Source organism: uncultured Succinatimonas sp. (assembly GCF_905203285.1).
GTDB lineage: Bacteria > Pseudomonadota > Gammaproteobacteria > Enterobacterales > Succinivibrionaceae > Succinatimonas.
Map to the genome: position 1 here is coordinate 45719 of NZ_CAJKVK010000001.1, position 21905 is coordinate 67623.

Annotated in this window: 17 protein-coding genes and 2 tRNA genes; 7 read left to right on the forward strand and 12 right to left on the reverse strand. The window is 40.2% G+C overall.

Features of this window, described 5'->3' with window-relative positions; translation table 11 throughout:
* Positions 1-13: 13 nt before the first annotated feature.
* On the reverse strand, positions 14-943 hold the full coding sequence (ilvY, locus tag QZ019_RS00225; protein WP_294563827.1) for an HTH-type transcriptional activator IlvY: 930 nt from the start codon (positions 941-943) through the stop codon (positions 14-16).
* A gap of 157 nt (positions 944-1100) precedes the next feature.
* On the opposite strand from ilvY, the gene ilvC reads away from it, so the two are divergent.
* Positions 1101-2582: a ketol-acid reductoisomerase gene (gene ilvC, locus QZ019_RS00230; protein WP_294563822.1), complete on the forward strand. Its 1482-nt coding sequence runs from the start codon at positions 1101-1103 to the stop codon at positions 2580-2582.
* A 76-nt stretch (positions 2583-2658) separates the two neighbouring features.
* On the opposite strand, the gene QZ019_RS00235 is transcribed toward ilvC, so the two are convergent.
* The 5 genes from QZ019_RS00235 to QZ019_RS00255 are packed head-to-tail and all read right to left on the reverse strand — an operon-like array spanning position 2659 to position 9244.
* The gene (locus tag QZ019_RS00235) at positions 2659-3270 is read right to left on the reverse strand and encodes a hypothetical protein (protein WP_295481480.1); all 612 of its coding nucleotides are present in this window, start codon (positions 3268-3270) and stop codon (positions 2659-2661) included.
* Between the two features lie 7 nt (positions 3271-3277).
* Positions 3278-4510 carry an AAA family ATPase gene (locus tag QZ019_RS00240; RefSeq protein WP_295481481.1) on the reverse strand — a complete coding sequence of 411 codons (1233 nt, stop codon included), beginning with the start codon at positions 4508-4510 and terminating at the stop codon, positions 3278-3280.
* Between the two features lie 48 nt (positions 4511-4558).
* A complete protein-coding gene (locus QZ019_RS00245) occupies positions 4559-6574 on the reverse strand; it encodes a UvrD-helicase domain-containing protein (protein ID WP_295481482.1) in 2016 nt (671 codons plus the stop codon).
* A 1-nt stretch (position 6575) separates the two neighbouring features.
* The gene (locus QZ019_RS00250; protein ID WP_295481483.1) at positions 6576-8510 is read right to left on the reverse strand and encodes a toprim domain-containing protein; all 1935 of its coding nucleotides are present in this window, start codon (positions 8508-8510) and stop codon (positions 6576-6578) included.
* Between the two features lie 2 nt (positions 8511-8512).
* Complete coding sequence (locus tag QZ019_RS00255; protein WP_295481484.1) at positions 8513-9244, reverse strand: tRNA threonylcarbamoyladenosine dehydratase; 732 nt, start codon at positions 9242-9244, stop codon at positions 8513-8515.
* A 123-nt stretch (positions 9245-9367) separates the two neighbouring features.
* On the opposite strand from QZ019_RS00255, the gene QZ019_RS00260 reads away from it, so the two are divergent.
* Together QZ019_RS00260 and QZ019_RS00265 are read left to right on the forward strand one after the other, a co-directional pair.
* Positions 9368-9444, forward strand: a tRNA-Arg gene (locus QZ019_RS00260).
* 16 nt (positions 9445-9460) lie between these two features.
* Positions 9461-9545 (forward strand) — tRNA-Leu (locus tag QZ019_RS00265).
* A gap of 125 nt (positions 9546-9670) precedes the next feature.
* Here the strand turns inward: QZ019_RS00265 and QZ019_RS00270 are convergent.
* Both QZ019_RS00270 and QZ019_RS00275 read right to left on the reverse strand, forming a co-directional pair.
* Positions 9671-11056: a sodium-dependent transporter gene (locus tag QZ019_RS00270; RefSeq protein ID WP_295481485.1), complete on the reverse strand. Its 1386-nt coding sequence runs from the start codon at positions 11054-11056 to the stop codon at positions 9671-9673.
* A gap of 80 nt (positions 11057-11136) precedes the next feature.
* On the reverse strand, positions 11137-11658 hold the full coding sequence (locus QZ019_RS00275; RefSeq protein WP_295481486.1) for a flavodoxin: 522 nt from the start codon (positions 11656-11658) through the stop codon (positions 11137-11139).
* Between the two features lie 212 nt (positions 11659-11870).
* On the opposite strand from QZ019_RS00275, the gene QZ019_RS00280 reads away from it, so the two are divergent.
* Positions 11871-13013: a hypothetical protein gene (locus tag QZ019_RS00280; RefSeq protein WP_295481487.1), complete on the forward strand. Its 1143-nt coding sequence runs from the start codon at positions 11871-11873 to the stop codon at positions 13011-13013.
* A 55-nt stretch (positions 13014-13068) separates the two neighbouring features.
* On the opposite strand, the gene QZ019_RS00285 is transcribed toward QZ019_RS00280, so the two are convergent.
* Positions 13069-16356, reverse strand: coding sequence for an efflux RND transporter permease subunit (locus QZ019_RS00285; RefSeq protein WP_295481489.1), 3288 nt, complete (start codon positions 16354-16356; stop codon positions 13069-13071).
* A 26-nt stretch (positions 16357-16382) separates the two neighbouring features.
* Positions 16383-17546: an efflux RND transporter periplasmic adaptor subunit gene (locus tag QZ019_RS00290; protein ID WP_294563788.1), complete on the reverse strand. Its 1164-nt coding sequence runs from the start codon at positions 17544-17546 to the stop codon at positions 16383-16385.
* 416 nt (positions 17547-17962) lie between these two features.
* Here QZ019_RS00290 and QZ019_RS00295 point away from each other — a divergent pair, with 416 nt between their 5' ends.
* Positions 17963-18601, forward strand: a complete 639-nt coding sequence (locus QZ019_RS00295) for a TetR family transcriptional regulator (protein ID WP_295481490.1) — start codon at positions 17963-17965, stop codon at positions 18599-18601.
* A gap of 57 nt (positions 18602-18658) precedes the next feature.
* On the opposite strand, the gene yciA is transcribed toward QZ019_RS00295, so the two are convergent.
* Positions 18659-19135 (reverse strand): acyl-CoA thioester hydrolase YciA, encoded by a 477-nt coding sequence (gene yciA / locus QZ019_RS00300; RefSeq protein ID WP_295481491.1) that lies wholly within the window; start codon positions 19133-19135, stop codon positions 18659-18661.
* 62 nt (positions 19136-19197) lie between these two features.
* Here yciA and QZ019_RS00305 point away from each other — a divergent pair, with 62 nt between their 5' ends.
* Positions 19198-20223 carry a squalene/phytoene synthase family protein gene (locus QZ019_RS00305; protein ID WP_295481493.1) on the forward strand — a complete coding sequence of 342 codons (1026 nt, stop codon included), beginning with the start codon at positions 19198-19200 and terminating at the stop codon, positions 20221-20223.
* A 10-nt stretch (positions 20224-20233) separates the two neighbouring features.
* The gene (locus QZ019_RS00310; RefSeq protein WP_294563776.1) at positions 20234-20848 is read left to right on the forward strand and encodes a thiol:disulfide interchange protein DsbA/DsbL; all 615 of its coding nucleotides are present in this window, start codon (positions 20234-20236) and stop codon (positions 20846-20848) included.
* Positions 20849-20865: 17 nt separating this feature from the next.
* Here the strand turns inward: QZ019_RS00310 and QZ019_RS00315 are convergent, their stop codons facing one another.
* Positions 20866-21789: an acetyltransferase gene (locus QZ019_RS00315; protein WP_294563773.1), complete on the reverse strand. Its 924-nt coding sequence runs from the start codon at positions 21787-21789 to the stop codon at positions 20866-20868.
* Positions 21790-21905: the final 116 nt, after the last annotated feature.

Here is a 21905-nt window from a genome sequence, read left to right on the forward strand (position 1 = left end):
TTGGAGTCGGAGCCTAATTTTCACCTACCTTGCGGCTGGTCAAATCAGGAGCGAAAGTCGGCGATAATTTTAGGGCAAGCTCTTTTACCGCGCTTATAGTACGATTATGTTCTTTTTCTTTTAAGTAACAAAGTGCAACGTTAAATCCCGTATCGGGTAAGGTTTTTAAAATGTTGACGTCGTTTTTAAACGGGGACAGGTCAAGAACGAGTTTAGGCACGACGGATACGCCAAAGCCCAAAGCGGTCATGCTTACAATTGATTCATGTCCGGCGATTTCTGCGTAGGTAATTGGCTTAATTTTTTGTTTTTTAAAGAATCGGTCGACTTCAGTCTTAAGCTGACCTTTTTCAGGCATGATAAATGGGACTTTATTTAAATTCGGGTTTTCGTTATTAAGATCAAGTGAACGGTAGGCCGGAGATTTCGGGGCTATTAGTACTAGAGGAAAAGATACTAAATGTACGTAATTTACGTTATCGGGAATATTGTCGGGTAGTGCTGAAATAACAAAATCGGTATCCGGATCTTGTAAATGATCTAAAGCCTCAGCGGCATCGCCGGTTTCAAGCCGTAGCTCAAGTTTCGGATAAGACAGCCTAAGTTCGCTTAAAAGACGCGGAATAAAAATATAGCTTGCAGTGACTGAGCAATAAATTTTGATGCTGCCGTCTATAGCTGAACTTTCCTGTTTTAATTCCGCCTCAAGGGCTTTAAAGTCGGCAATAGCCTTGCTTGCATAATCGGCAAAGCGTTTCCCGGCCTTAGTTATTGTTATGCCCTTTTGATCTCTAACGCATAAAGTTGCACCTAAATCTTCTTCGAGTTTTGATACGGTGCGGCTAAGCGTTGAAGGACTTACCGAAGATAATGCGGCGGCTCGCGTAACGTTTTCCGTCTCGCACAGGCGCAGGAAAAAAGCTGCATCTTTTAAATCAATCATGATATTTTTTCGTAAAAAATTAGAAGTGCGTTGCATATTTTGCAATATACAACATTTTGTGTGTCATTTTCTAAAATATCTGCTATTATGTTCTCACGCTGTGATAACGGCCAAACAGAATTCCTTTTAAAGATATAGAAATCGTGGAAGATTGAAAATGGCAAATTACTTTAATACTTTAAATTTAAGACAGAAACTTGCCCAGCTTGGATGCTGTGAATTAATGGATAGAAGCGAATTTGCAGACGGCTGCAATTTCCTTAAAGGCAAAAAGTGCGTAATTATCGGTTGCGGAGCTCAGGGCTTGAATCAGGGCCTTAACATGCGCGATTCAGGTCTTGATGTCAGCTATGCTCTTCGTCCTGCCGCTATTGCAGAAAAACGTGCTTCTTTTAAGCGTGCTACCGAAAACGGCTTTAAGGTCGGTACTTATGAAGAATTAATTCCGACTGCCGATTTGGTCATCAATTTGACTCCTGACAAGCAGCATTCCAATGTTGTTGAGTCCGTTATGCCTTTGATGAAGCCTGGTGCAGCTTTAGGTTATTCCCACGGCTTTAATATCGTTGAAGTCGGTCAGCAGATCCGTAAAGACATTACTGTTGTCATGATGGCTCCTAAGGCCCCCGGTACTGAGGTTCGTGAAGAGTATCGCCGCGGTTTCGGCGTCCCGACTTTGATTGCCGTTCATCCTGAAAACGATCCTAACGGTGAAGGCTGGGCAATTGCTAAGGCATGGGCCAGTGCAACCGGCGGTGATCGTGCAGGCGTTTTGCGCTCTTCCTTCGTTGCTGAAGTTAAGTCGGACCTCATGGGCGAGCAAACCATTTTGTGCGGTGTTTTGCAGGCAGCCTCAATTCTCTGCTTTGATCGCATGGTCGAGCTCGGTATGGACAAAGCTTATGCATGCAAGTTGATCCAATACGGTTGGGAAACCGTTTGTGAGGCATTAAAGCAGGGCGGCATCACCAACATGATGGATCGTTTGTCAAATCCTGCCAAGATCCGCGCATGCGAGCTTGCCGATGAGCTTAAGTGCATCTTAAAAGATCTGTACTTAAAGCATATGGATGACATTGAAAGCGGTGAGTTCTCCCGTGTCTTGATGGAAGACTGGGCCAACGGTGACGTCAAGCTTTTGACCTGGCGTGAGAATTTTGCAAAATGCGGTTTTGAAAATGCTCCGCAGTGTGACACCAAGATCAGTGAGCAGGAATACTTTGACAAGTGCATTCTGTTGGTTGCCTTCGTTAAGGCCGGTATTGAGCTGTCCTTTGAAACCATGACTCATTCAGGTATTTACCCTGAGTCTGCTTACTATGAGTCATTGCATGAGTTGCCTTTGATTGCCAACTTGATTGCTCGTCGTCGTCTTTATGAGATGAATGTGGTTATTTCCGATACCGCCGAGTACGGTGATTACCTCTTTGCCAACGCTGCAATTCCTCTCTTAAAGGACTTTATGGCTAAGATTGATCTTGATGTTATGGGCAAAGGTCTTGATGGCGACAATGCTGTTGATAACATTGAGCTTATCCGTATTAACGATAAGATCAGAAATCATCCGATTGAGGTCGTTGGACGCAAGCTTCGTGCTTACATGTCAGACATGAAGGAAATTGCCGTAGGCAACAATTAATCTTTTAAAGATTAAATAAAGAAAAACCTCCTAAGCTTCTTCATGCAAGGGAGGTTTTTTATAATTAGTCAGTGTTTTATGAAAATTGGTTTTTTATATATTCTTCGAATTCTTTTTGGTTGAAGGTATAAACATCATTAAAGCAAAAATTTTTAAATGAAGACAACTTAAAGCATATAAGGTGTTCACTTTTTGTTGTTTTGGCAATGGATTTAGCTAAGTTAATGAAACTATTTGAGTATTCAACATTTGCCGGATCTGATAATCTTTTTTGTATTAATATAGGGTCTTTTGAGTTTATATTTGCCTTATCGTTGTATACTAATATATAGTCAATATATATGCGCGAAGCGGAAATATTTGCATTATCTTTTTGCAATATATCAAAAAGGATCAATAGGCTGTCATAGATCTTCTTTTTTAATTCTGCTTGTACTATCTTATTAATTTGTCCATTCTTAAATTCAATAAATAACCACTTTTTATTTTTGTTATTAAAAACAAGGCAATCATTTGAAGAGGGCGGTTCTTTTAAATAAAGATTTTTTATATATTGTTCCTTGACTTTATCAAAATTTATAACTTCAATACAAGAATTGGTCATATATTCATTTTTGTTTTTATCGTGAGATGCATTTTTTAAACTGGTTAAGTTGCTTTTAAAAATATCTAAATTTCTATTAATCATTTCGTTTCTAAATATCTTCTAGTTGTTGTAATGGAACAAAAAGTTTTTTATAAATTTGTTCTATGTCTGTTGAAACATCTACAATAGTTGCCATTTCTTCGGAAATACATTCTGAAAGATAATATTTACATGTGTCGGCAATTTCATATTTTCCTGCAAAAACTTGAATTGCCCTTAAAAAATAAGGACTATGTGTATTTAGTAACACATGCAAATTAAATTCTTTTTGTAAAAGGACAATTAATTCAGCCAGAAGCAATTGCCATTGCGGATGCAAATGTGTTTCCGGCTCGTCCAGTATTATTACACCATTATAGTTTATAGCATTGTTTAATAATAAGGTCTTTAAAATAACAAAGGTCTTAAGACCGGTTGAAAGATTTCGAATATCTAATAATTTACCGTTTTCTTGGAATTTAAAGATATTATTTTTATCCCGAACAATTCTTCCTTTACAGGTTTTTTCAATTAAAGTAAAAATATTTTCTAATTTATTGCTATTAATTAATTCATCTAATAAGTTGTTATTTTTTGATTCTAATTTCTTAAGTAAGTGTATTTTGTGTTTAAAACTATCAAAGTAAGGAACAGGTAAAGAATCAATAATTGAGAAGTCATCAATATAAATAGCTTCGTTTATGATATCAAAATTTATTGTTTTTTGTATGGATTTAACAATATTGTTATTGAATTCAAGTTTGATGCTATTATCTTTTAACTGTAATTTAATATAATTAGATTCGCTGTTAAATATATTACTAACTTGATTGTTAAACTCATAATTAATATTTTTTGTTAACACTAATTTAGTTAATTCGTCATCAGTAATATTTAATGTTTCAAGAATTATATTGATAATATCTTTAAATGTTGAGTCTGATATTTCCTTATCTGTATAAATATCAAGATCACATAAATTTATAATATCTTTTTGTAATGTATTATAATTATATGGATTATTTTTATTGTTTGAAATTAATGTTGAAGCAATATTTTCCAATGCTTCTTGTGTAAAGTTAGGCCTTTTCTGAATAATTACAAAAGACAATCTATTTATTATACTGTTTATTCTCTCGCTCTTTACTTTTTGTTCTAAAGAAAAGAAAGAGTTAAAAGTGGAAAACAGCGCTCTACTTACAGTGCTTTTACCTGTGTTGTTTTCACCTGCAATAACTGTAATTCCGTTTATTTCAATTTTAGCTTGCTTAAGTTTTCCGATATTTTTTAATGATAATTGCATATTATTATCTCAATTAATTTTAAGCGTATGTTCGCTTAATTATTTACATTATAGCAGTCCCTTTAACATATTAAGTCCTCTATCAAGCATCATATCGCTTTCTTCTTTATCAATTTTTTTAGGAGCCCCTAAAAATTCACGCGCAAGATCTTCCTGCGGCATTTCGGCGATAAACCGGCTGGGCTCATTTGCAGTTGCTTCACGTCCTCTTTTTCTTTCGCGGCAATAGGTAATGGTAAGCTCTACTTTTGCGCGAGTTACTCCTACATAAGCAAGGCGTCTTTCTTCTTCGATGCCGTTTGGCAGATCAAGGCTGTTGCGGTGCGGGAGGATCCCCTCCTCCAAGCCGATTAGAAAGACGTACGGAAATTCAAGTCCCTTGGCCGAATGTAATGTCATAAGCTGGACAGCGTCGTTTTCAGATCCGTCCTCATTTTTATCCATCATTTCGCGAAGACCGAGCTTGTCTACGGCTTGCGAGAATAATAAAGGAGGCTCTCCGCGGCGGCCTTTTACCAAATCTTCTATCCAGCTCATTAAAGTACGGACATTTTTTATTTTGACGTCAACGCTTTTATCGTTGGCTCCCGTTCCTCTTAGATAGCCTTCGTAACCGATAATATCAATAAGCTTTTGAGCAAGCTGCAAATCCTGATGAGTCTTAAGAAGATTTTTTAAGCTGTTATACAGCTCTAAAAAAGATGTAATAGATTTGTTTTGACTGGAGGAAAGCTTGGCGTAAAGCTGTTTTGAACGTAAAGCAGTATATAGATTTACCGAATACTCCGAGGCAACTGATGCTATGGTGCTTAAAGTTTCAGCACCGATGCCGCGGCGCGGAATATTGATAATTCTAAGTAGGGCAGCATTATCGCCTTCATTTGAAAGCAAGCGGCACCAGGCGAGGATATCCTTTACTTCCATCATGTCAAAAAAGCTGCTGCCTCCGGTTATAACGCAAGGGATACGGGCAGAGCGGAAAGCTTTTTCAATGCTGCGTGACTGAGTGTTGCTGCGATAAAGTACGGCATAATCTCGCCACGGTTTACGGTATAAATAGCGGTGCTTTAAGATTTCAGAAGCGACTCTTTCGCTTTCAGCGTTTTCATCCTGTACTTCAATGACGGCAATTTTTTTGCCTTCATCCAAGTTTGAAAATAATGATTTTTTAAATAAGTGCTCATTGTTTTCAATGATTTTGTTGGCGCAATGCAGAATTCTTCCTGAAGAACGGTAATTTTGCTCAAGCTTAATAACTTTCAGATCAGGAAAATCTTGCGCCAATATGTTGATATTTTCCGGACGGGCACCACGCCAGGAATAAATAGACTGATCGTCATCGCCTACTACAGTAAAACGGCGTCTTTTGCTTACCAACACTTTTAGCAGTTCATATTGAGTAGTATTTGTATCCTGATACTCATCGACAAGAACATAGCGAAAATAATTTTCCCATTTGGAGGCTGTTTCCCGGTCGCTTTTTAGAAGTCTTGTGGTTAAAAAAATCAAATCATCAAAGTCAGCGGCGTTACAGGCTTTAAGGTAAGCTTGATATTCTTCGTAAAGAGAAGACAGCGTTGTCTTCGGTACTATGTCTTGAGGGGTTTTTAATTCACCTTTCCATAAAGAAATTTGCTGCAGTGCATCAAAAATGCAGTCTCGCTCGGATTTACCGTCAAGCATTAAAGGGTAATTTTCTCGAATAAGATCGCGCACGATTTTAAATTGATCAGATTCGTCAAATAAGGTGAAATTGCGTTTAAGCCCGACTTTATTATGTTCTACGCGCAAAATGCCGAGGCCTAAAGAATGGAAAGTTGAAATCCAGATCTCTTTTGCAGATTCCTGACCTAATTCCTGAGCTACTCGTTCTCGCATTTCCGCCGCGGCCTTATTGGTAAAAGTGACAGCGCAGACGGTTTTTGCAGGAAGTTTATGTCCGGTTATCAGGTTAACAATTTTGGCGGTAATTACTCGGGTTTTTCCGGATCCGGCTCCGGCTAAAACCAGACATGGCCCGTCAATATAAGTGACGGCCTGCTGTTGGGCATCGTTAAGTCGCATATTAGTAAATGGAGAATTTCTGATCTCGTCCTAAAAGATCATAGGTAAAGAAACTAAGATCGTTTTTATCATTCATCGAAACTTCAATGTTTTGAAGGGCATAGGCTTCAGCCGTAAGAGTTTCGTTTTCATTGCACAGGCTTATAAACGGCGTTTTTAATTCAGCGCTTAATGAAGAAAGGTTCATTAAGCAATTTCTAAGTTCTGATGAAGTTAACCCGGTTAAATCTATTATCGGACAGAAATTCTTTTCTCCCTGAAGATATAAAGCTCCGACCGCTTCTTCAATAGCTTGCGGCAGATCGTCCGTGTTTTGGATTTCAAGAAGTTTAGCTCGATTCCATGGAGCAAAGACAGCTCCGTCATCATAATGCTCACGGCGTTTTAACAAGGAGCAAACCATATTCCATTGTTCTTTGGTACCGACGTAAATAATGCGCATGTCGGTTTGGACTTTGGCACTGATTATTTCAGCGACAAGCCGCTTTAAGATCACGCTGCGTCCTGACAAGGAGTAAAGGCATGGGGATAATTGCAGGGAATACAAAGCAACTGCGGATAATACCGGAGAGTACGTTTTAGGCTGCAGCGGAACGGTTTGCAAAGAAAAAGATAAAAGACGTTCAAGATTATTAAGTCTTGTAAGCAGCGTTTCTCTATCTTTGCACAAGGCCTCATTCGGATCTTTATAGGGAAAAGCAAGATTGATGCGCTTAAACGGGATATGCATATATTCAAGGCCTTGAGCCAATGAAGCTGCCGCCTCAGCGCCGGCCTTGTCGTCATCAAGAGCTATATAAAACATTCTTTCATAGACAGGATGTTCTTGAATGTAGTCAAGGAGCTTACGGATATTTGAGACTCCGCCTAAGCTTACGGCACTATAGCCCAATGTTTCGATACTTAAAGCGTCAAATTCGCCTTCGGTGATAAAGATCATGCCGGGTTTATCTAAAGCATTTTGATTAAAAATTCCGGCAGATCCTTGTTTCCTGATGCGATCTTTACTGCGTGAATCGGTATTTCGCGCCATATAGGCAGTTTCGCTGTAAGGAATAATTACTGCCTGCCAGACGATTTTATCTCCGGTTCGCGGATCGATTCCGGCGGTGAAATCATTATCAAAACCAAGACGGAATTTTTCTGCTACCGTTTCTGAAATTCCTCTTAATCTGAAATAGTCGGTTTGTAAACGGCGGCTTGCGCATTGCTTTAAATATTCTGTGTAATTGTGTCTTACTTCAGTTCTGAAATCCGAAAAGTGGCTGTCGCTTTGTCCAAAAGTGTTTTTGTTTCCTGATCCGATAGCGTTAAAGTTGTCTCTTACGCCAAAAACAGCGCCTTGAGTAGGGTGAAAGGAGCTGCGGGCTGAATTGTTAAGATCTTGAGAATCGTCATTTAGCGGATCAAAATTATGGAATAAAGGATCATTTTCGTCTCGTTTGTGGATAGAAAAATCATTAAAAGGAACAGTATTTGCCTTATCGTTTTCATCACGAAAATTACTGTCGGCAATACCGAAGCTTACGGGACCGGGAGTTTTTCCTGAGGTAAAATCAAGATTGTCATCTGCTTCGTCATTATCATGAAGTCTGAAGTCGTTTTGTTTTTCTTGTCCGCTAAAATCGTCGTTAGCTTCAATAAATTCGTTATCTCCGGTGCTTAAAAACAATTCACAGGCTTTATCAAATTGATCTTTAAAATCAGAAAGACCGAAGTCCAGACCGATAATTTCGAAAATATCGTAGGTTGCATTACAGCTAAAGCAATGAACGGTTTGATTCTTCGGGTTATAGCTCATGCTCGGATGGATATCTTGATGATTAGGATTCAAGCAGCGAAAAGGAGCATTAATATTAATGCCTTTGTTGCGCAGATACTCAGGAAGTTGTGTTTTAAGATATTCTTTGGTTTTGGCAAAATCGTTGTATAACATTTTTAAGCCTGTTTAACTATTTTATTTAAAAGCCAAGAAGCCATCAAAAGGCCTGCTGAAGCGGTTACTGCCATTGCGGCTCCGAATTTGGGCAAGTCAGAAGCTTCCTTATCTGAATAAATGGGAGCTTCAGATGAATACGTACAGAAGACATCCATTTTTTCTCCGTTTTTAGGAAAATTATAGTGGCGTCTTAATTCGGTTCTAAGCCTTGAAATTAATGCGTCTCCATGGGCATTTGCGATATCGTCGATTTTAAGTTTGCCAGGATCGACTCGTCCGCCTGCACCTCCTGAGACAATAAAAGTTTTATTCTTTTTATAAAGATAGTCAACTAAAAAAGCTTTAGCTTGCAGATCGTCAATGGCATCTGCAATAAATTGCGGACAATCTTTTAGGATTTCAGGAATATTTTCCTTTGTAAGCGTTGTTTCAACCGTATGGATTTTTATTTCGGGATTAATAGTAATAAGTCTGTCTTTTAATGCTCTGACTTTATATTGATTTAAAGTTAAATCCGTAGTGTGCAATTGTCGGTTGGTGTTGCCAAGCTCAATAGTATCAGGATCTATTAAAGTTAAAGTTCCAACTCCTGAGCGGCAAAGCGCTTCAGTAAGCCAAGAACCGACGCCGCCGCAGCCAATGACCATGACGTGGGCAGTTTGTAATTTTTTAAAACCTTCTTCCCCGTAAAGAGCGCGGATCCCGCGAAAACGTACAGATAATTCGTGCAAAATGAATATCCTTGTAGTGCTATTGACTTGTGAGCATTTTAACAAAAGATTTTTGAGAACTTAGCTTCACAAAGCGAAATATCCTGATATAATGTGCAAACTTGACAACCGAATGTATCGAACGGTCCCGTAGCTCAGTTGGATAGAGTATCGGTTTCCGAAGCCGAGGGTCATGAGTTCGAATCTCATCGGGATCGCCAGTCAAGCTTCTCTAATGCGAAAGTGGCGAAATTGGTAGACGCGCTAGCTTCAGGTGCTAGTACCGCAAGGCGTGAGGGTTCGAGTCCCTCCTTTCGCACCACCTTTATTTCCCTGACTTTGATTAAAAGTTTCGCTCCGGAGATTTCGGGGTGTGAAAAACTTTTGTCTTAATTTTAAGTAAGAGAACTCGGCTTCTTATTTTTAAGTGAAGCCGAGATAATTTGATTAGATGATATTAAGTTCTGATAAGAACACTAAAAGAATTAAAACCGGTACTACAAAGCGTACGGCGAATAAAAATAGTCTTAATCCTTTAAATCTTACCAATCCGTGACTTGTAAGTTCTACCCATAAAGGACGGATTTTAAGCTTCCATCCGACAAATAATGCAAAGAATGCAGCAGCAATCGGCAGCATGATCTTGGCGGTAAAGAAGTCAAAGAAATCGAAGATGACCATATCCGCAATCTTAAAGTCGCCAAGCGGACCCATGGATAGGGAACAGACGCAGCCTAATAAGATAGTGGATACTGATACCATAACCGCAGCTTTATGACGGGAAGGACCGAATGTTTCAGAAATAAAGGCGGTAATTACTTCATGTAGTGAAATCGTTGAGGTAATGGTTGCAAAAACCAAAAGCAGGTAAAAGAGAACGGGAACGAGCCATGCAAGAATAGGACTGCCGCTTAAGGCTGAATTAAAGATATTGGGTAAAGCGATAAACACAAGGCTCGGTCCTTGTCCCGGCTCCATGCCTTGGACGGAAAATACCGCCGGGAAAATAATAATGCCGGCCATAATGGCAACGAAAGTATCCATACAGCCTACGGTAATGGCGGTTTTAGGCAAATTGGCGTCTTTTCTAAAATATGAAGCGTATGTACATAAACAGCCCATGCCCAAGCTTAAAGAGAAAAAGCATTGACCTAATGCCGACAATACTACTTTTGAATTTATTGCGCTAAAGTCCGGATGGAATAAGAAATAAAGTCCTTGTTTTGCTCCCGGCATGGTTAAAGCGCTTATCGCCAGCACTATAACGATGATAAACAATGCCGGCATAAAAATTTTAGCTGATTTTTCAATACCTTTTTCAACTCCGCGCATGATAATCACGTGAGTGAGAAGCATAAAAATCACTAAAAATAAAATCGGTTTTAACGGATCGGAAACAAATTCCATGAAGTTTACGGAAAAGGGATTTGCTCCGCCCGGAGTCATGGTCCCTGCAAGTTCAATAAATGTTCCGGTAACGGCTTCATATAGATACGCAAGAGTCCATCCGGCTACTACGTTGTAATAAGACAAAATCAAGAAAGCAGCCAATACGGAAAAGCGTCCTAACCATTTCCAATTAGTATTAGGAGCCAATACCATAAAAGCGCTTCCGGTATTAGCGCGAGAGTGTCTTCCGATAACGCATTCGGCAAGCATCAAAGGCAAGCCTAAGCAAATTACGCATAGCAAATAGACAAGAATAAAAGCGCTGCCGCCGTTTTCACCGGCTTGGGTAGGAAATCTCCAGATATTGCCAAGACCAACTGCAGATCCTGCTGCTGCCAGAATGATGCCTAATTTGGAGCCGAAACTTCCTCTTGTTGAACTCATCGGTAAATCTCCGCACTAAAAATAAAAAAAGATGAAGCTTTATTAAGCTTCATCGTTATTTAAATCAAAATTTGTTGTTATTAATCTTTTGCTTTAAGACCAAAAGCCGGTCTTATTTGTTCGCACCACTTTTTGATTCGTTCATCTGTAAGATCTGACTGATTATCTTCATCTATTGCCAGGCCTACGAAGTGGTCATGATCAAGAAGCGGCAGCGGGCTTGTAAAATCATATCCGACAGTCGGCCAGAAACCGATGAATTTTGCGCCGCGGAATTGGAAAGTTTCATAAAGCATTCCCATGCCGTCAAGGAAGGTATCAGGATAGCCGATTTGATCGCCAGTTCCGAAAAGGGCAACGGTTTTTCCTTCAAAGTTCATGGTTTGCAGTTTCGGCATGAAATTGTCCCAGTCTTCCTGTAACTCGCCGATACTCCAGGTTGAAGTTCCGATAATCAATTTGTCGTATTTGTCCATCTGCTCACCGTCGCAGCAGATATTGTGCAAATCTACATTATCACGCCCTAACTCATTGGCTATTTTTTCTGCAATCATTCCGGTTATTCCGGTGTAAGTACCATAAAAAAGACCGATCTTATCCATAACTTTCTCGACTTTTGTGTAAATGATTTTGGCAATATCAAATTAACTTTTGCTCAAATAACATTTGCGCTTATCTGATTGTAATTAATTTTCGGTGAAAATGAAATTTGTTGCAAAGCATTATCAAAAATGTAAATTTTTATCTTAATGCGAATTTCTGTCAACATCTTTTTGTTAAGTCATGTATCCTATTGCAAAAAAGAGAGGTGGATATGTCAGATTTCATAGTAAATGAGTCTAAATTTATTGTAGACATGGATGCAAAAACGGATTCTTTTTTGTCTGTAGGTGAGATTTTGCCAGACGGCTTGCAAGTTAGCGATATGCTTGATAATGCAGCAGTATGGCAGATATATGCAAGTGAAGATAACAGTGCTTTGATTTTGGCTGTAATGCCCGATTTGGCAAAGCGCTGGGTAGCAGAAGGATATATTAAGGAAAGCGCTGTTTTTCATCACGTAAGCGGCGGCAGAGAAGTTGCTTTATTAATTTCTCCTTCTTCTTTAATTGTTTCTCCGGTCACTGCTGTACGCTTTGACCATTCACAAAATTATGCCCGTTCTTTTTTCTGTGCATTGTTTAATTCACGTCTTAAAAATCATGAGATTAATTTACGTGATTCGATATTTTTCGAACTTTATGACGTCTTGCTCCCTACATATACTTTGACGCGTAATGTAGCGGACAAAGCTATTTTTAACAATGCTTCAGGCTTGTCTTTAACTGAAGATTTATCTTCCCCGGAAGATTTAACAGATCCGGGAGTTTCTTATCCTTATTTACTTAAAATTTTAAGGGATACAGATTGTAATGTTTGTTCCTGCGATCCTTACTTGGTGCAGGGAGAAAGAGTTGACGATTTTTTAACCGTTGAAGGAGCCTCGGTTATTACTGGACCTTTAGTTATTCGTGAAAATTTTCAGGTATTTGCTACCGACAGCGATAAAGTCGTTTTACTTATGGAAAACGATTTTGCCTTAAGCATGGTTGAGGCGGGACTTATTGAGCAGATGGATTTAAAGTCAGTTCAATTAGGCTTTGGCGTGCTAAGAGCTTTAGTGTTAAACCGCCGTTTTGCAGTCGAGTGTTTAGATGACAGACATTATGGCCTTACCGTAAATTCATCTTTAAAGCTCGCTTCAACTATTTACAGAATGCGTGTAAAAAATGCTCAGGCATCTTTAAACAACGGTCTGTACCTTGAGGAAAAAGGCATAATTTTGGCTAATAATGCTGAATCTAAAGTAAACGACGCAGCTCTGATGCGTTCTATTATGCTTGAAGGCCCTTTTGCTTTGGCTCCTTTTTCGTATGAAGATATTGATGATGCCGTGACATTAGCATCCCGTCGTTAATCATTTAAAAAAATCCCCGCAGCATGAGCTTGCGGGGATTTGAAATTACTTCTCTTTACAAATTGTCGATTCTCTTAGCTTCCTCAGCTTCTCTTGATTTCTGATAAAGCCTTTCAAGTCTCTGACGTTCTCTTTCAGCGAGCTTTTTCTTGGTTTCAGGCGGAATATACTTCGTGAAGTATCTCATGATAAGGACGAAGAATACCGGAACGAAGAAAATAGCAAGCACGGTTGCTGATAACATACCGCCGATAACGCAGATACCGATTTCGTTTCGACCGGCAGCGCCTGCACCGGAGCTTACGGCAAGCGGCAATACACCTAAAATGAATGCCGCTGAGGTCATAAGGATCGGGCGCAAACGGATTTTGGCAGCTTCGATAACCGCTTCGGTAAGGCGCGAACCTTTATCGTAAAGCTCTTTGGCAAACTCTACGATCAAAATAGCGTTCTTTGCCGACAATCCCACTGTCGTCAGCAAACCTACCTGGAAGTAAACGTCATTGGTAAGTACCGTTTGAACAGGCACGTATTGAGTAATAAGAGCTGCAAGTACGGCACCGATAATACCAAGCGGCAGAACCATCATAACGGCAAACGGAATTGACCATGATTCATACAAGGCAGCCAAGCATAAGAATACTACCAAGATGGATACGGCATAAAGCATAGGAGCTTGCTGTCCTGACAATCTTTCCTGGTAGGAAACACCGGTCCAGGAAATACTGTAGCCTGGTGGCAGTACTTCAGCTGCTATGCGTTCCATTTCATCCATAGCTTCACCGGTTGAAACTCCGGGTGCAGGGGCACCTTGAATATTCATGGCGCCGACACCGTTATAACGTTCAAGTCGCGGTGAACCGTAAGTCCATTCAGTTGAGGCAAAAGCACTGAACGGAATCATCTGTCCTTCGTTGTTGCGTACGTACCACTTGTTAAGGTCAAGTTCGGTCATACGGGCAGAAGCTTCTGCCTGCAGATAAACTTTTTTAACACGTGAACGCTCCATAAAGTTATCGATATAAGCAGAACCCCAAGCAACTGACAGAGTATTGTTAATATCAGCAATGGACAAGCCCAGCGACATTGCCTTTTCGTAATCAAGGTTCAGCTTAAACTGAGGGGTATCATCCATACCGTTGGCACGAACTTGCATTAAAAGCGGGGATTGCTGTGCGGCATAGACATAGTCTTGTCTTACTTTGGTCAGGGCTTCGTGTCCGGCACCGCCGTTATCCATTAAGTACATATCAAAGCCGTTTGCTGTACCCAATTCAGGAATTGCCGGAATGTTGAATGCATATGCAAGACCTTCACGAATGCCCATAAGCGGCATGTAAGAACGGTTGGCGATTGCGTCCGCATGCTGATCGGGCTCTGTTCTTTCTGACCAATCTTTAAGCCTTACGAAAGCAAGACCTGCGTTTTGTCCGGAACCGGCGAAGGAGAATCCGGTTACGTACATTACGGAGGCTACATTTTTTTCTTCCTCAATAAGGAAGTAATCTGCCATTTTACGTAATGCTCCGCCGGTCTTCTCTACGGTAGAACCTGCCGGTAAATTAACCATAGCAAGGAGCACACCCTGATCTTCTGTCGGCAAGAACGCTGACGGAATTTTCAGGAAGCAATAAACCAAGGCAACGCAAATACCGATATAAATAACGATTTGACGTTTAATCTGATGTACTACTTTGCTTACATGTTTTTGGTAGCTTACGCTTAAAGCGTTATAAAAACGGTTAAAGCCGGAGAAGAAAAACTCAAGCGGTTTAAACAATATGGAAAAGCCACCGGAGATTTTTCTTAAAATGACATTTTTCGGCTTAAGGTTACGATGATCTTTTCCTTGCAGAATGGTAGCGCACAAAGCAGGAGTCAAAATCAAAGCAATCAGCACCGACAAAGTCATGGCTGAAACGATAGTGATGGAGAATTGGCGGTAAATAACACCGGTAGAACCGCCGAAGAATGCCATCGGAACAAAAACGGCTGATAGTACCAATGCAATACCGATCAAAGCTCCGGTGATCTGATCCATGGATCTTTCTGTCGCTTCTTTTGGCGGTAGATTCTCTTCATGGATGATTCGTTCCACGTTTTCGACAACCACGATGGCGTCATCCACCAACAAGCCGATCGCCAATACCAAGCCGAACATGGTCAAGGTATTAATTGAAAAGCCGAATACCGACATAATGGCAAATGTGCCGAGCAGTACGACCGGAACCGTAATCGTCGGAATCAAGGTTGCTCTTACATTTTGTAAGAACACGTACATAATGATAACGACGAGGATAATTGCTTCAATTAAGGTATGGAATACTTCGTTAATTGAAATATTAATAAAGTCGGTGGTGTCATACGGATAATTGACTTCGATCCATTCAGGGAAGTATACGCTTAACTCATTGATAAGCTCTTTAACGCGTTTTGCCGTATCAAGAGCGTTAGCGCCTGATGACAAACGAATAGCAAGACCTGATGAAGGCAAGTGGTTGTATGAGCCTTGAACGTTATAACTCTCAGAACCAAGTTCAATTCGAGCTACATCTTTAAGGTGTATTTTGCTTCCGTCCTGGTTTACGCGAATGAGGATGTTTTCAAATTGTTCAACATTTTGTAAACGCGATTGACCGGTGATGGAATATGCGTATTGCTGTCCGGCAACAGCAGGAGTACCGCCTAATGAGCCGTAAGTGATCTGAGCGTTTTGTGCTGTGATTGCCGAATTGACTTCAGCTACGGTAACGGCAAGGTTGTTAAGTTTTTCAGGATCAAGCCAAATACGCATTGCGTACTCAGAACCGAATACCATTAAGTCGCCTACACCCTGGACACGAGCCATCGGCTCTCGGATGTTGGCATAAATATAGTCTGATAAGTCGGTATTGGTGTGAACTCCGTCAATGGCGTTAAGACCAACTACCATCAAGAAAGCGTTGGTACTCTTGGTGACATCAACACCGTTTGACTGTACGACTTCAGGTAACTGAGACTGAGTCTGCTGCAGCTTGTTTTGCACCTGAACCTGGGCAATATCCGGGTTAGTTCCCGGTTCAAAGGTGATAGTGATGTCTGAATTACCGTATGAGTCGGAAGTTGCCGACATGTACATGTAGCCGTCAAGACCGGTCATGTTCTGCTCAATGATCTGAGTAACGGAGCGCTCTACGGTAGTTGCGTCAGCACCAGGATATGATGAGCGAATGGAAACTGACGGAGGTGCAATTGTCGGATACTGGGAAATAGGCAGCGTGAAAACTGCGAACAATCCCGCAAGCATGATGACAATCGCAATCACCCATGCAAAAATCGGGCGATTAATAAAGAAACGAGCCATTATTTATTATCTCCAATCAATCCTTATTATTCCGCCTTATCTTTTTCCTGACTGTTGTCAACTTCAGAGACATCAGTTCCGGTACGGATCTTCTGGATATTGCTGGTAATGACTTTGTCCCCTGGCATAAGGCCGTCGGTAATAACGAAAATGTCCTGATACTCGGTACCGACTTTAACCACGGTTCTTTTAGCTTTGTTTTCAGGGGTAATGGTGTAAACATAAGTTTCACCGGCAGCTTCTCTGATTACTGCATCTTTACGGACAACTGTGGCATCCGGGATATAACCTTCGTTAATATCGCCTCTTATGAACATTCCGGGAAGGATAACGTTATCCGGGTTAGGCAGAATTGTACGAAGGTTTACCATGCCGGTAGTTTCGTCAACCGTTATATCGGAGAACTCAAGTTGGCCAGGAAGGTTATATTTACTGCCGTCAGAGAAATAAATATCAAGCGGGGCTTTTCCGTCAACAAGCTTAAAAGAACCGCTTTCTACAGCGCGGCGCAGAGCCAAGTGCTGCTCAACGGACTGACCTAAATCAACGTACATCGGATCAAGCTGCTGAATGGTGGCAAGAGGGTTTGCCTGCTGAGCACTGACTAATGCACCTTCGGTGAAGTCAGATTTTCCGATACGTCCTGAAATAGGGGCATAGACTTTGGTATATGCAAGATTGATTTCAGCGGTTTTAAGCTGTGCTTTGGCGCTGTTTACGCTTGCTTTTGCCTGCAGGTATGCAGCTTCGGCGTCGTCATAATCCTGTTTACTGATAGCGTTTGATTTTATAAGTTTTTTGTAACGGTCAAAACGCAAAGAAGTGGAAGTTAAAGTTGCTTTAGCACTTTCAAGCTGTGCTTTGGCGCTGTCTACAGCTGCTTCGTACAAAGCAGGATCAATTTGGTAAAGCTGCTGTCCTTCTTCAACGATAGAGCCTTCGGTAAATAAACGTTTAAGAATGATGCCTGAAACCTGCGGTCTCACTTCGGCTTTTCGGACAGGGTCGGCGCGTCCTGTAAGTCTTGAAGTTACCGGAACGTCCATGGTTGTAACTACTGCAACGTCTACGGGGACTGCAGCGCTGGCTGCTTGAGTGGCAGCTTCTTTTTCACATCCGGAAAGAATAAAAACTGAAAGAGCAATTGCTCCCGGGATAAGATTTTTATGCTTGACCTTAGACAAGAACATATAATTTTTCCTGGTTTTAGCTTGTTATTGTAAAGAGAATTATGACCTTAAATTATAAAACTTTTATTTTAAACATACACTAATGTATGAATAAAATAATTGTCACGAAGATTAAGTAATATTTTCATTTTATTTCAATAAGATAACAAGAAAAATGAATAAATCGCCAAATACTTATAAAGACAAAAATGCAAATTATGAATGCAAGCTCTTTTTGATTAAAAAACAATAGCCGGAAATTTGTCTCTTATAAGGGATAGAGAGGAGTTTTATCGTAAAAAATTTTTATTCGATGCCTATTCACAGATGAATATTTTTATGTAAACTAAGTCAAAATAAACATACACTGATGTATGTTATTCTTCAAAAAGACTCAATCAAATATTTTATATTTAAAATCATAAGGTTAAACAATAATGCCGAAGCGTACACATGAAGAAGCCTTGCAGACTAAAAAACAAATAATGGATGCAGCCGTTACTTTGTTCTCTTCAAAAGGTTATGAAAAAACCAGTTTATCGGACGTTGCCCGAGCTGCTGGTGTTACGCGCGGTGCTATTTATTGGCATTTTGAGAATAAAGGGGAGCTTTTAATTGAGTTGCTGCAGGCAATTGCCAAGGATAAAAATTTGGTTGAGCCGCTGCTTGATTCAGCCAAAGAAAGTGAATTTGACCCTTTAGGCTGTATCCGTAAATGGCTTTATGCTCACGGTACTGAAGCTAATTTATTGTTTGTCTCGGAAATTGCAAAAATCGGATTGAGCGCTTTACTTGAGATTATAGGTGAAGAAGAGCTTCACTATAGAATGCATGAGCTGGTGCGAAATCGCGTTTATTATTTAAAAGAAGGTATTAAAAATGCAATTCGCCGCAGACAGCTGCCTGCAGATGTCGATGTAGAGCTGGCGGCTGAAGCAATTAATCTGATGCTTGTAGGATATGTTCTTGCAGTACGTAAAGATAAAGCTTTTTGGACTTTAAACCGTTATTATCGCTTGGTTGATGCTTGCCTTATTTCTCTTGTAAGCATTAAGCGTGATATGAATTCTTATTAATTATGATATTAATCAAAAGCAGAAATTACCTGCTTTTGATTAGAAATCTAAAATAATCTATTTAATCGACCCGTCTTCTTTTAAGCCGACGCAAGCGGCATCAATTCCGTATTTGGCGATTTCTTCTGCGTTGTCAGGAAGCGGACGAGGTCTGCCGTTATCATCAACTGCAACATAAGTAAAAGATGCCTCGGTAACTTTATTGCGTGATGCTCTTTCTGTTTCGTAAACTTTTTTTACCCAAATCTCAAGTTTGATTTTAAGAGAAGTATGTCCTACGTGTATGCAGCGGCCGTAACAGCAGACGACATCACCGACATTTACCGGTTTTAAAAAGCTCATGGCATCAACTGCGACGGTAACAACTCTTCCACCGGCAATTTCTCTTGCTAAAATTGCGCCTGAGATGTCCATTTGCGACATGATCCATCCGCCGAAAATATCTCCTGCAGGATTGGTATCTCCCGGCATGGCAAGAGTTCTTAATAATAAGTTGCCGACAGGAGGATGCTCTTGTTCTTGTGTTTGTGCCATCTTGCTTCCTTAATTTTGTTACAATTGTTGTCGTGATTTTACTACAAAAAAGAAGAAGCAAAATGCCTGAAATCCAAGCTATGTCTTTAGAAAAGCAACAAGACCACTTACAAAAAGTGTCACGCACTTTTGCATTGACCATTCCTCTTTTACCCCCTGACCTTAGGGATTATGTGGGAAATGCTTATTTGTTGTGCCGCATCGCCGATACCATCGAAGATGATCCTAAGGCTGATGCTGTAAAAAAAGCAGTATGGCTTAAAGATTTCGCTTTTTTGGCTTTTAACGGTTTTCAAAATGAAGCTTTATTAATCTCTTTAAGAGAAAAAGCTCTTTTATTGGTTAAAGACGGGGCAAAAGAGGCTGAATACGCTTTGCTTGAAGATATGGTAGAGGTTATCAACCGTACTTTGTCTTTTCCTAAAATGCAGCTTGATATCCTATCCCGCGGGGTCGGGGTTCTTTCCTCGGGAATGGCGGATAAAATTGCTGAAACCAAGATAAAAAATGAAGATGACGTTGATGATTACTGCTATATGGTGGCAGGCGTTGTCGGTGAGCTTTTGGCTTCGTTATTTTTTAATATTACCGTCAAAAGCGCATCCCCCGGTATGGATATCATGGCAAAAGCGGTAAGCTTCGGTGAGGGGCTGCAGCTTACCAATATTTTAAAAGATCGCTACGAAGATAATGTCCGCAGTGTTTCATTTTTGCCTAGAGTTGCAGAAGACAAGCGTAAGGACGAGATAGAGTTTTATGTCAAAAAGACCATGGGGCATCTTGATGACGCTTTGGATTTTGTTTTATCCGTTCCTGCAAAAGAAAGGGGGATAAGGCTCTTTTGTTATTTTAATGTAGCGATGGCGATCATGACTTTAAAGAAAATCGCCAAGAACCCTTTTGGAAAAAGCAGTGATTTAAAAATTTCGCGTTCTGATGTAAAACGACTTGCGGCTTTATGCCAATTTGCAGTAGGCTCTGATTTCTTGTTGAAGACACTGCATCGTCATTTAAGCTGCAGAATGCAGCGTAAACGCCAAGATATAAAAAAGCTTTATGCCAAAGTTACAAGATGGCATATGCTTTAGGAGTAAAAATATGATTAAAAAATTTCTGGTGTCAATTTTGGCAATTGTCGGTTTTTTTTCCTGTCAGGTGCAGGCGGCAGATGCTTTTAAAGAAGGTGTAAATTATAAAGTAATTGCGCAAACCGCAACGCCGCATAAAGAGATCCGTGAATTCTTTTCGTTTTGGTGCGGACATTGTTATTCGCTTCAGCCGATGTTCAATCAGATTGAAGAACGTTTTAAAAATGAAGCAGCCTTTGAACGCAATCCCATAAATCTTCTGGGTGGCAATATGGGGGTAGAGTCGCAAAAAGCTTTAGCTGTAGCTCAGCTGCTTAAAATTGATGATTTGTACGTGGAAACCTTATTTAAGCAAATGCACGTTGACGGCAATATTCCGTCATCACATGACGATTTTGTTAAGCTGTTTGAGTCTCTCGGCGTCCCGGCACAGACTTTTGAATCCGATTACAATTCTTTCCCGGTCTTAGGTAAAGTCTCAACTTGGGATAAACTTACTGATGACTATAAACTTGATGCCGTTCCTGAGGTCGTGGTAAACGGCAAATATCTTACAATTATGGAGTCAGTGGACACTCAGGGCGAGTTTATTGATTTAATCGCTTATCTTTTGACTCTTGATTAATTATCTTATCCCGCCGGTTAATCTTTTTCGGCGGGGATTTTCATTTTTCTCTTTTTATACATTTCATCAAGCTCGGCATCTTTTCTTTCCCAAAGCTCACGCAGCCATAGGGTAAAAGAATGCTTAAACTGCTTGTCTCCAAGATAGTCACCGATAATTTCATCCGTCACTTTTATAGGTTCGATACTGGCATAAACGGTCTTAAGCTTTCCTTTTAGCATATCGATAAAAGGACTTTCTTCATTATCAGGATAGCGTAGTGTTGTGTTAAAAAGGATCTCAATATCTTTGCCGATTTGCCCGAGGGCAATACCTAAAGATGCGGCTTTAGGCGGCATCAGGTGATGATAGGGAGATTTTATGGCAGCAGCCTTTTCTTTAGTATAGCGGGTTCCTTCAACGAAATTTACTAAGGTTGAGGGAGCGTGAATAAGTCTGCGGCATGCTTTGTTGGTGCTTTCGATATCCTTGGTTTTAAGTTTGGGATTTTTCAGCAGTTGCTGTTTGCTGTAACGGCGCAAAAAAGGCATGCCAAGTCCGAGGCAGGCAAGACCGATTAACGGAATATAAATAAGCGAGTGCTTTAAAAAGAACTTGGTAATAGGAATTTTGCCCCTGAAAATATGGCAAATCATTACAATGTCTGCCCAGCTTTGATGATTGCAGATGATGATGCAGGAATTTTTTATTTTATTTAACTCCTCTGAACTTATCTGCCAATCTATTTTGTTGGTTAGCGCTATGGTCAGTGAGTTGTTTTGGACCCAGATCCCGTATAAAAAAAGATTAAGTCTTTCGATAATTTTAATAACCGGCGCAAAGGGCAATAAAACGCGCAGCAGAGCAAGGATTAAAATCGGGGTGGCGATTATTACGGTATTAATAACGATTAATATAAAGTTGATGACGAATAATAAAGGGCCAGGAAGAAAAGAAAGCATATTTTGTACCCGATAGATTATGATCGTGCATATTGTGCCAAAAAATGACTGCTTTTGCAGTTTTATTTTGTTGGGTAATGGGTTAATAACTTTGTGCCTAAAAATAAACGTGCACT

What these genes read in the sequence shown, in the direction of transcription:
- yciA (WP_295481491.1), bottom strand. Translation starts at nt 19,135, where the DNA reads ATGGCACAAACACAAGAACAAGAGCATCCTCCTGTCGGCAACTTATTA.
- QZ019_RS00250 (WP_295481483.1), bottom strand. Translation starts at nt 8,510, where the DNA reads ATGTTATACAACGATTTTGCCAAAACCAAAGAATATCTTAAAACACAA.
- QZ019_RS00240 (WP_295481481.1), bottom strand. Translation starts at nt 4,510, where the DNA reads ATGCAATTATCATTAAAAAATATCGGAAAACTTAAGCAAGCTAAAATT.
- QZ019_RS00245 (WP_295481482.1), bottom strand. Translation starts at nt 6,574, where the DNA reads ATGCGACTTAACGATGCCCAACAGCAGGCCGTCACTTATATTGACGGG.
- QZ019_RS00270 (WP_295481485.1), bottom strand. Translation starts at nt 11,056, where the DNA reads ATGAGTTCAACAAGAGGAAGTTTCGGCTCCAAATTAGGCATCATTCTG.
- ilvY (WP_294563827.1), bottom strand. Translation starts at nt 943, where the DNA reads ATGATTGATTTAAAAGATGCAGCTTTTTTCCTGCGCCTGTGCGAGACG.
- QZ019_RS00290 (WP_294563788.1), bottom strand. Translation starts at nt 17,546, where the DNA reads ATGTTCTTGTCTAAGGTCAAGCATAAAAATCTTATCCCGGGAGCAATT.
- QZ019_RS00310 (WP_294563776.1), top strand. Translation starts at nt 20,234, where the DNA reads ATGATTAAAAAATTTCTGGTGTCAATTTTGGCAATTGTCGGTTTTTTT.
- QZ019_RS00305 (WP_295481493.1), top strand. Translation starts at nt 19,198, where the DNA reads ATGCCTGAAATCCAAGCTATGTCTTTAGAAAAGCAACAAGACCACTTA.
- QZ019_RS00280 (WP_295481487.1), top strand. Translation starts at nt 11,871, where the DNA reads ATGTCAGATTTCATAGTAAATGAGTCTAAATTTATTGTAGACATGGAT.
- QZ019_RS00275 (WP_295481486.1), bottom strand. Translation starts at nt 11,658, where the DNA reads ATGGATAAGATCGGTCTTTTTTATGGTACTTACACCGGAATAACCGGA.
- QZ019_RS00295 (WP_295481490.1), top strand. Translation starts at nt 17,963, where the DNA reads ATGCCGAAGCGTACACATGAAGAAGCCTTGCAGACTAAAAAACAAATA.
- ilvC (WP_294563822.1), top strand. Translation starts at nt 1,101, where the DNA reads ATGGCAAATTACTTTAATACTTTAAATTTAAGACAGAAACTTGCCCAG.
- QZ019_RS00285 (WP_295481489.1), bottom strand. Translation starts at nt 16,356, where the DNA reads ATGGCTCGTTTCTTTATTAATCGCCCGATTTTTGCATGGGTGATTGCG.
- QZ019_RS00315 (WP_294563773.1), bottom strand. Translation starts at nt 21,789, where the DNA reads ATGCTTTCTTTTCTTCCTGGCCCTTTATTATTCGTCATCAACTTTATA.
- QZ019_RS00235 (WP_295481480.1), bottom strand. Translation starts at nt 3,270, where the DNA reads ATGATTAATAGAAATTTAGATATTTTTAAAAGCAACTTAACCAGTTTA.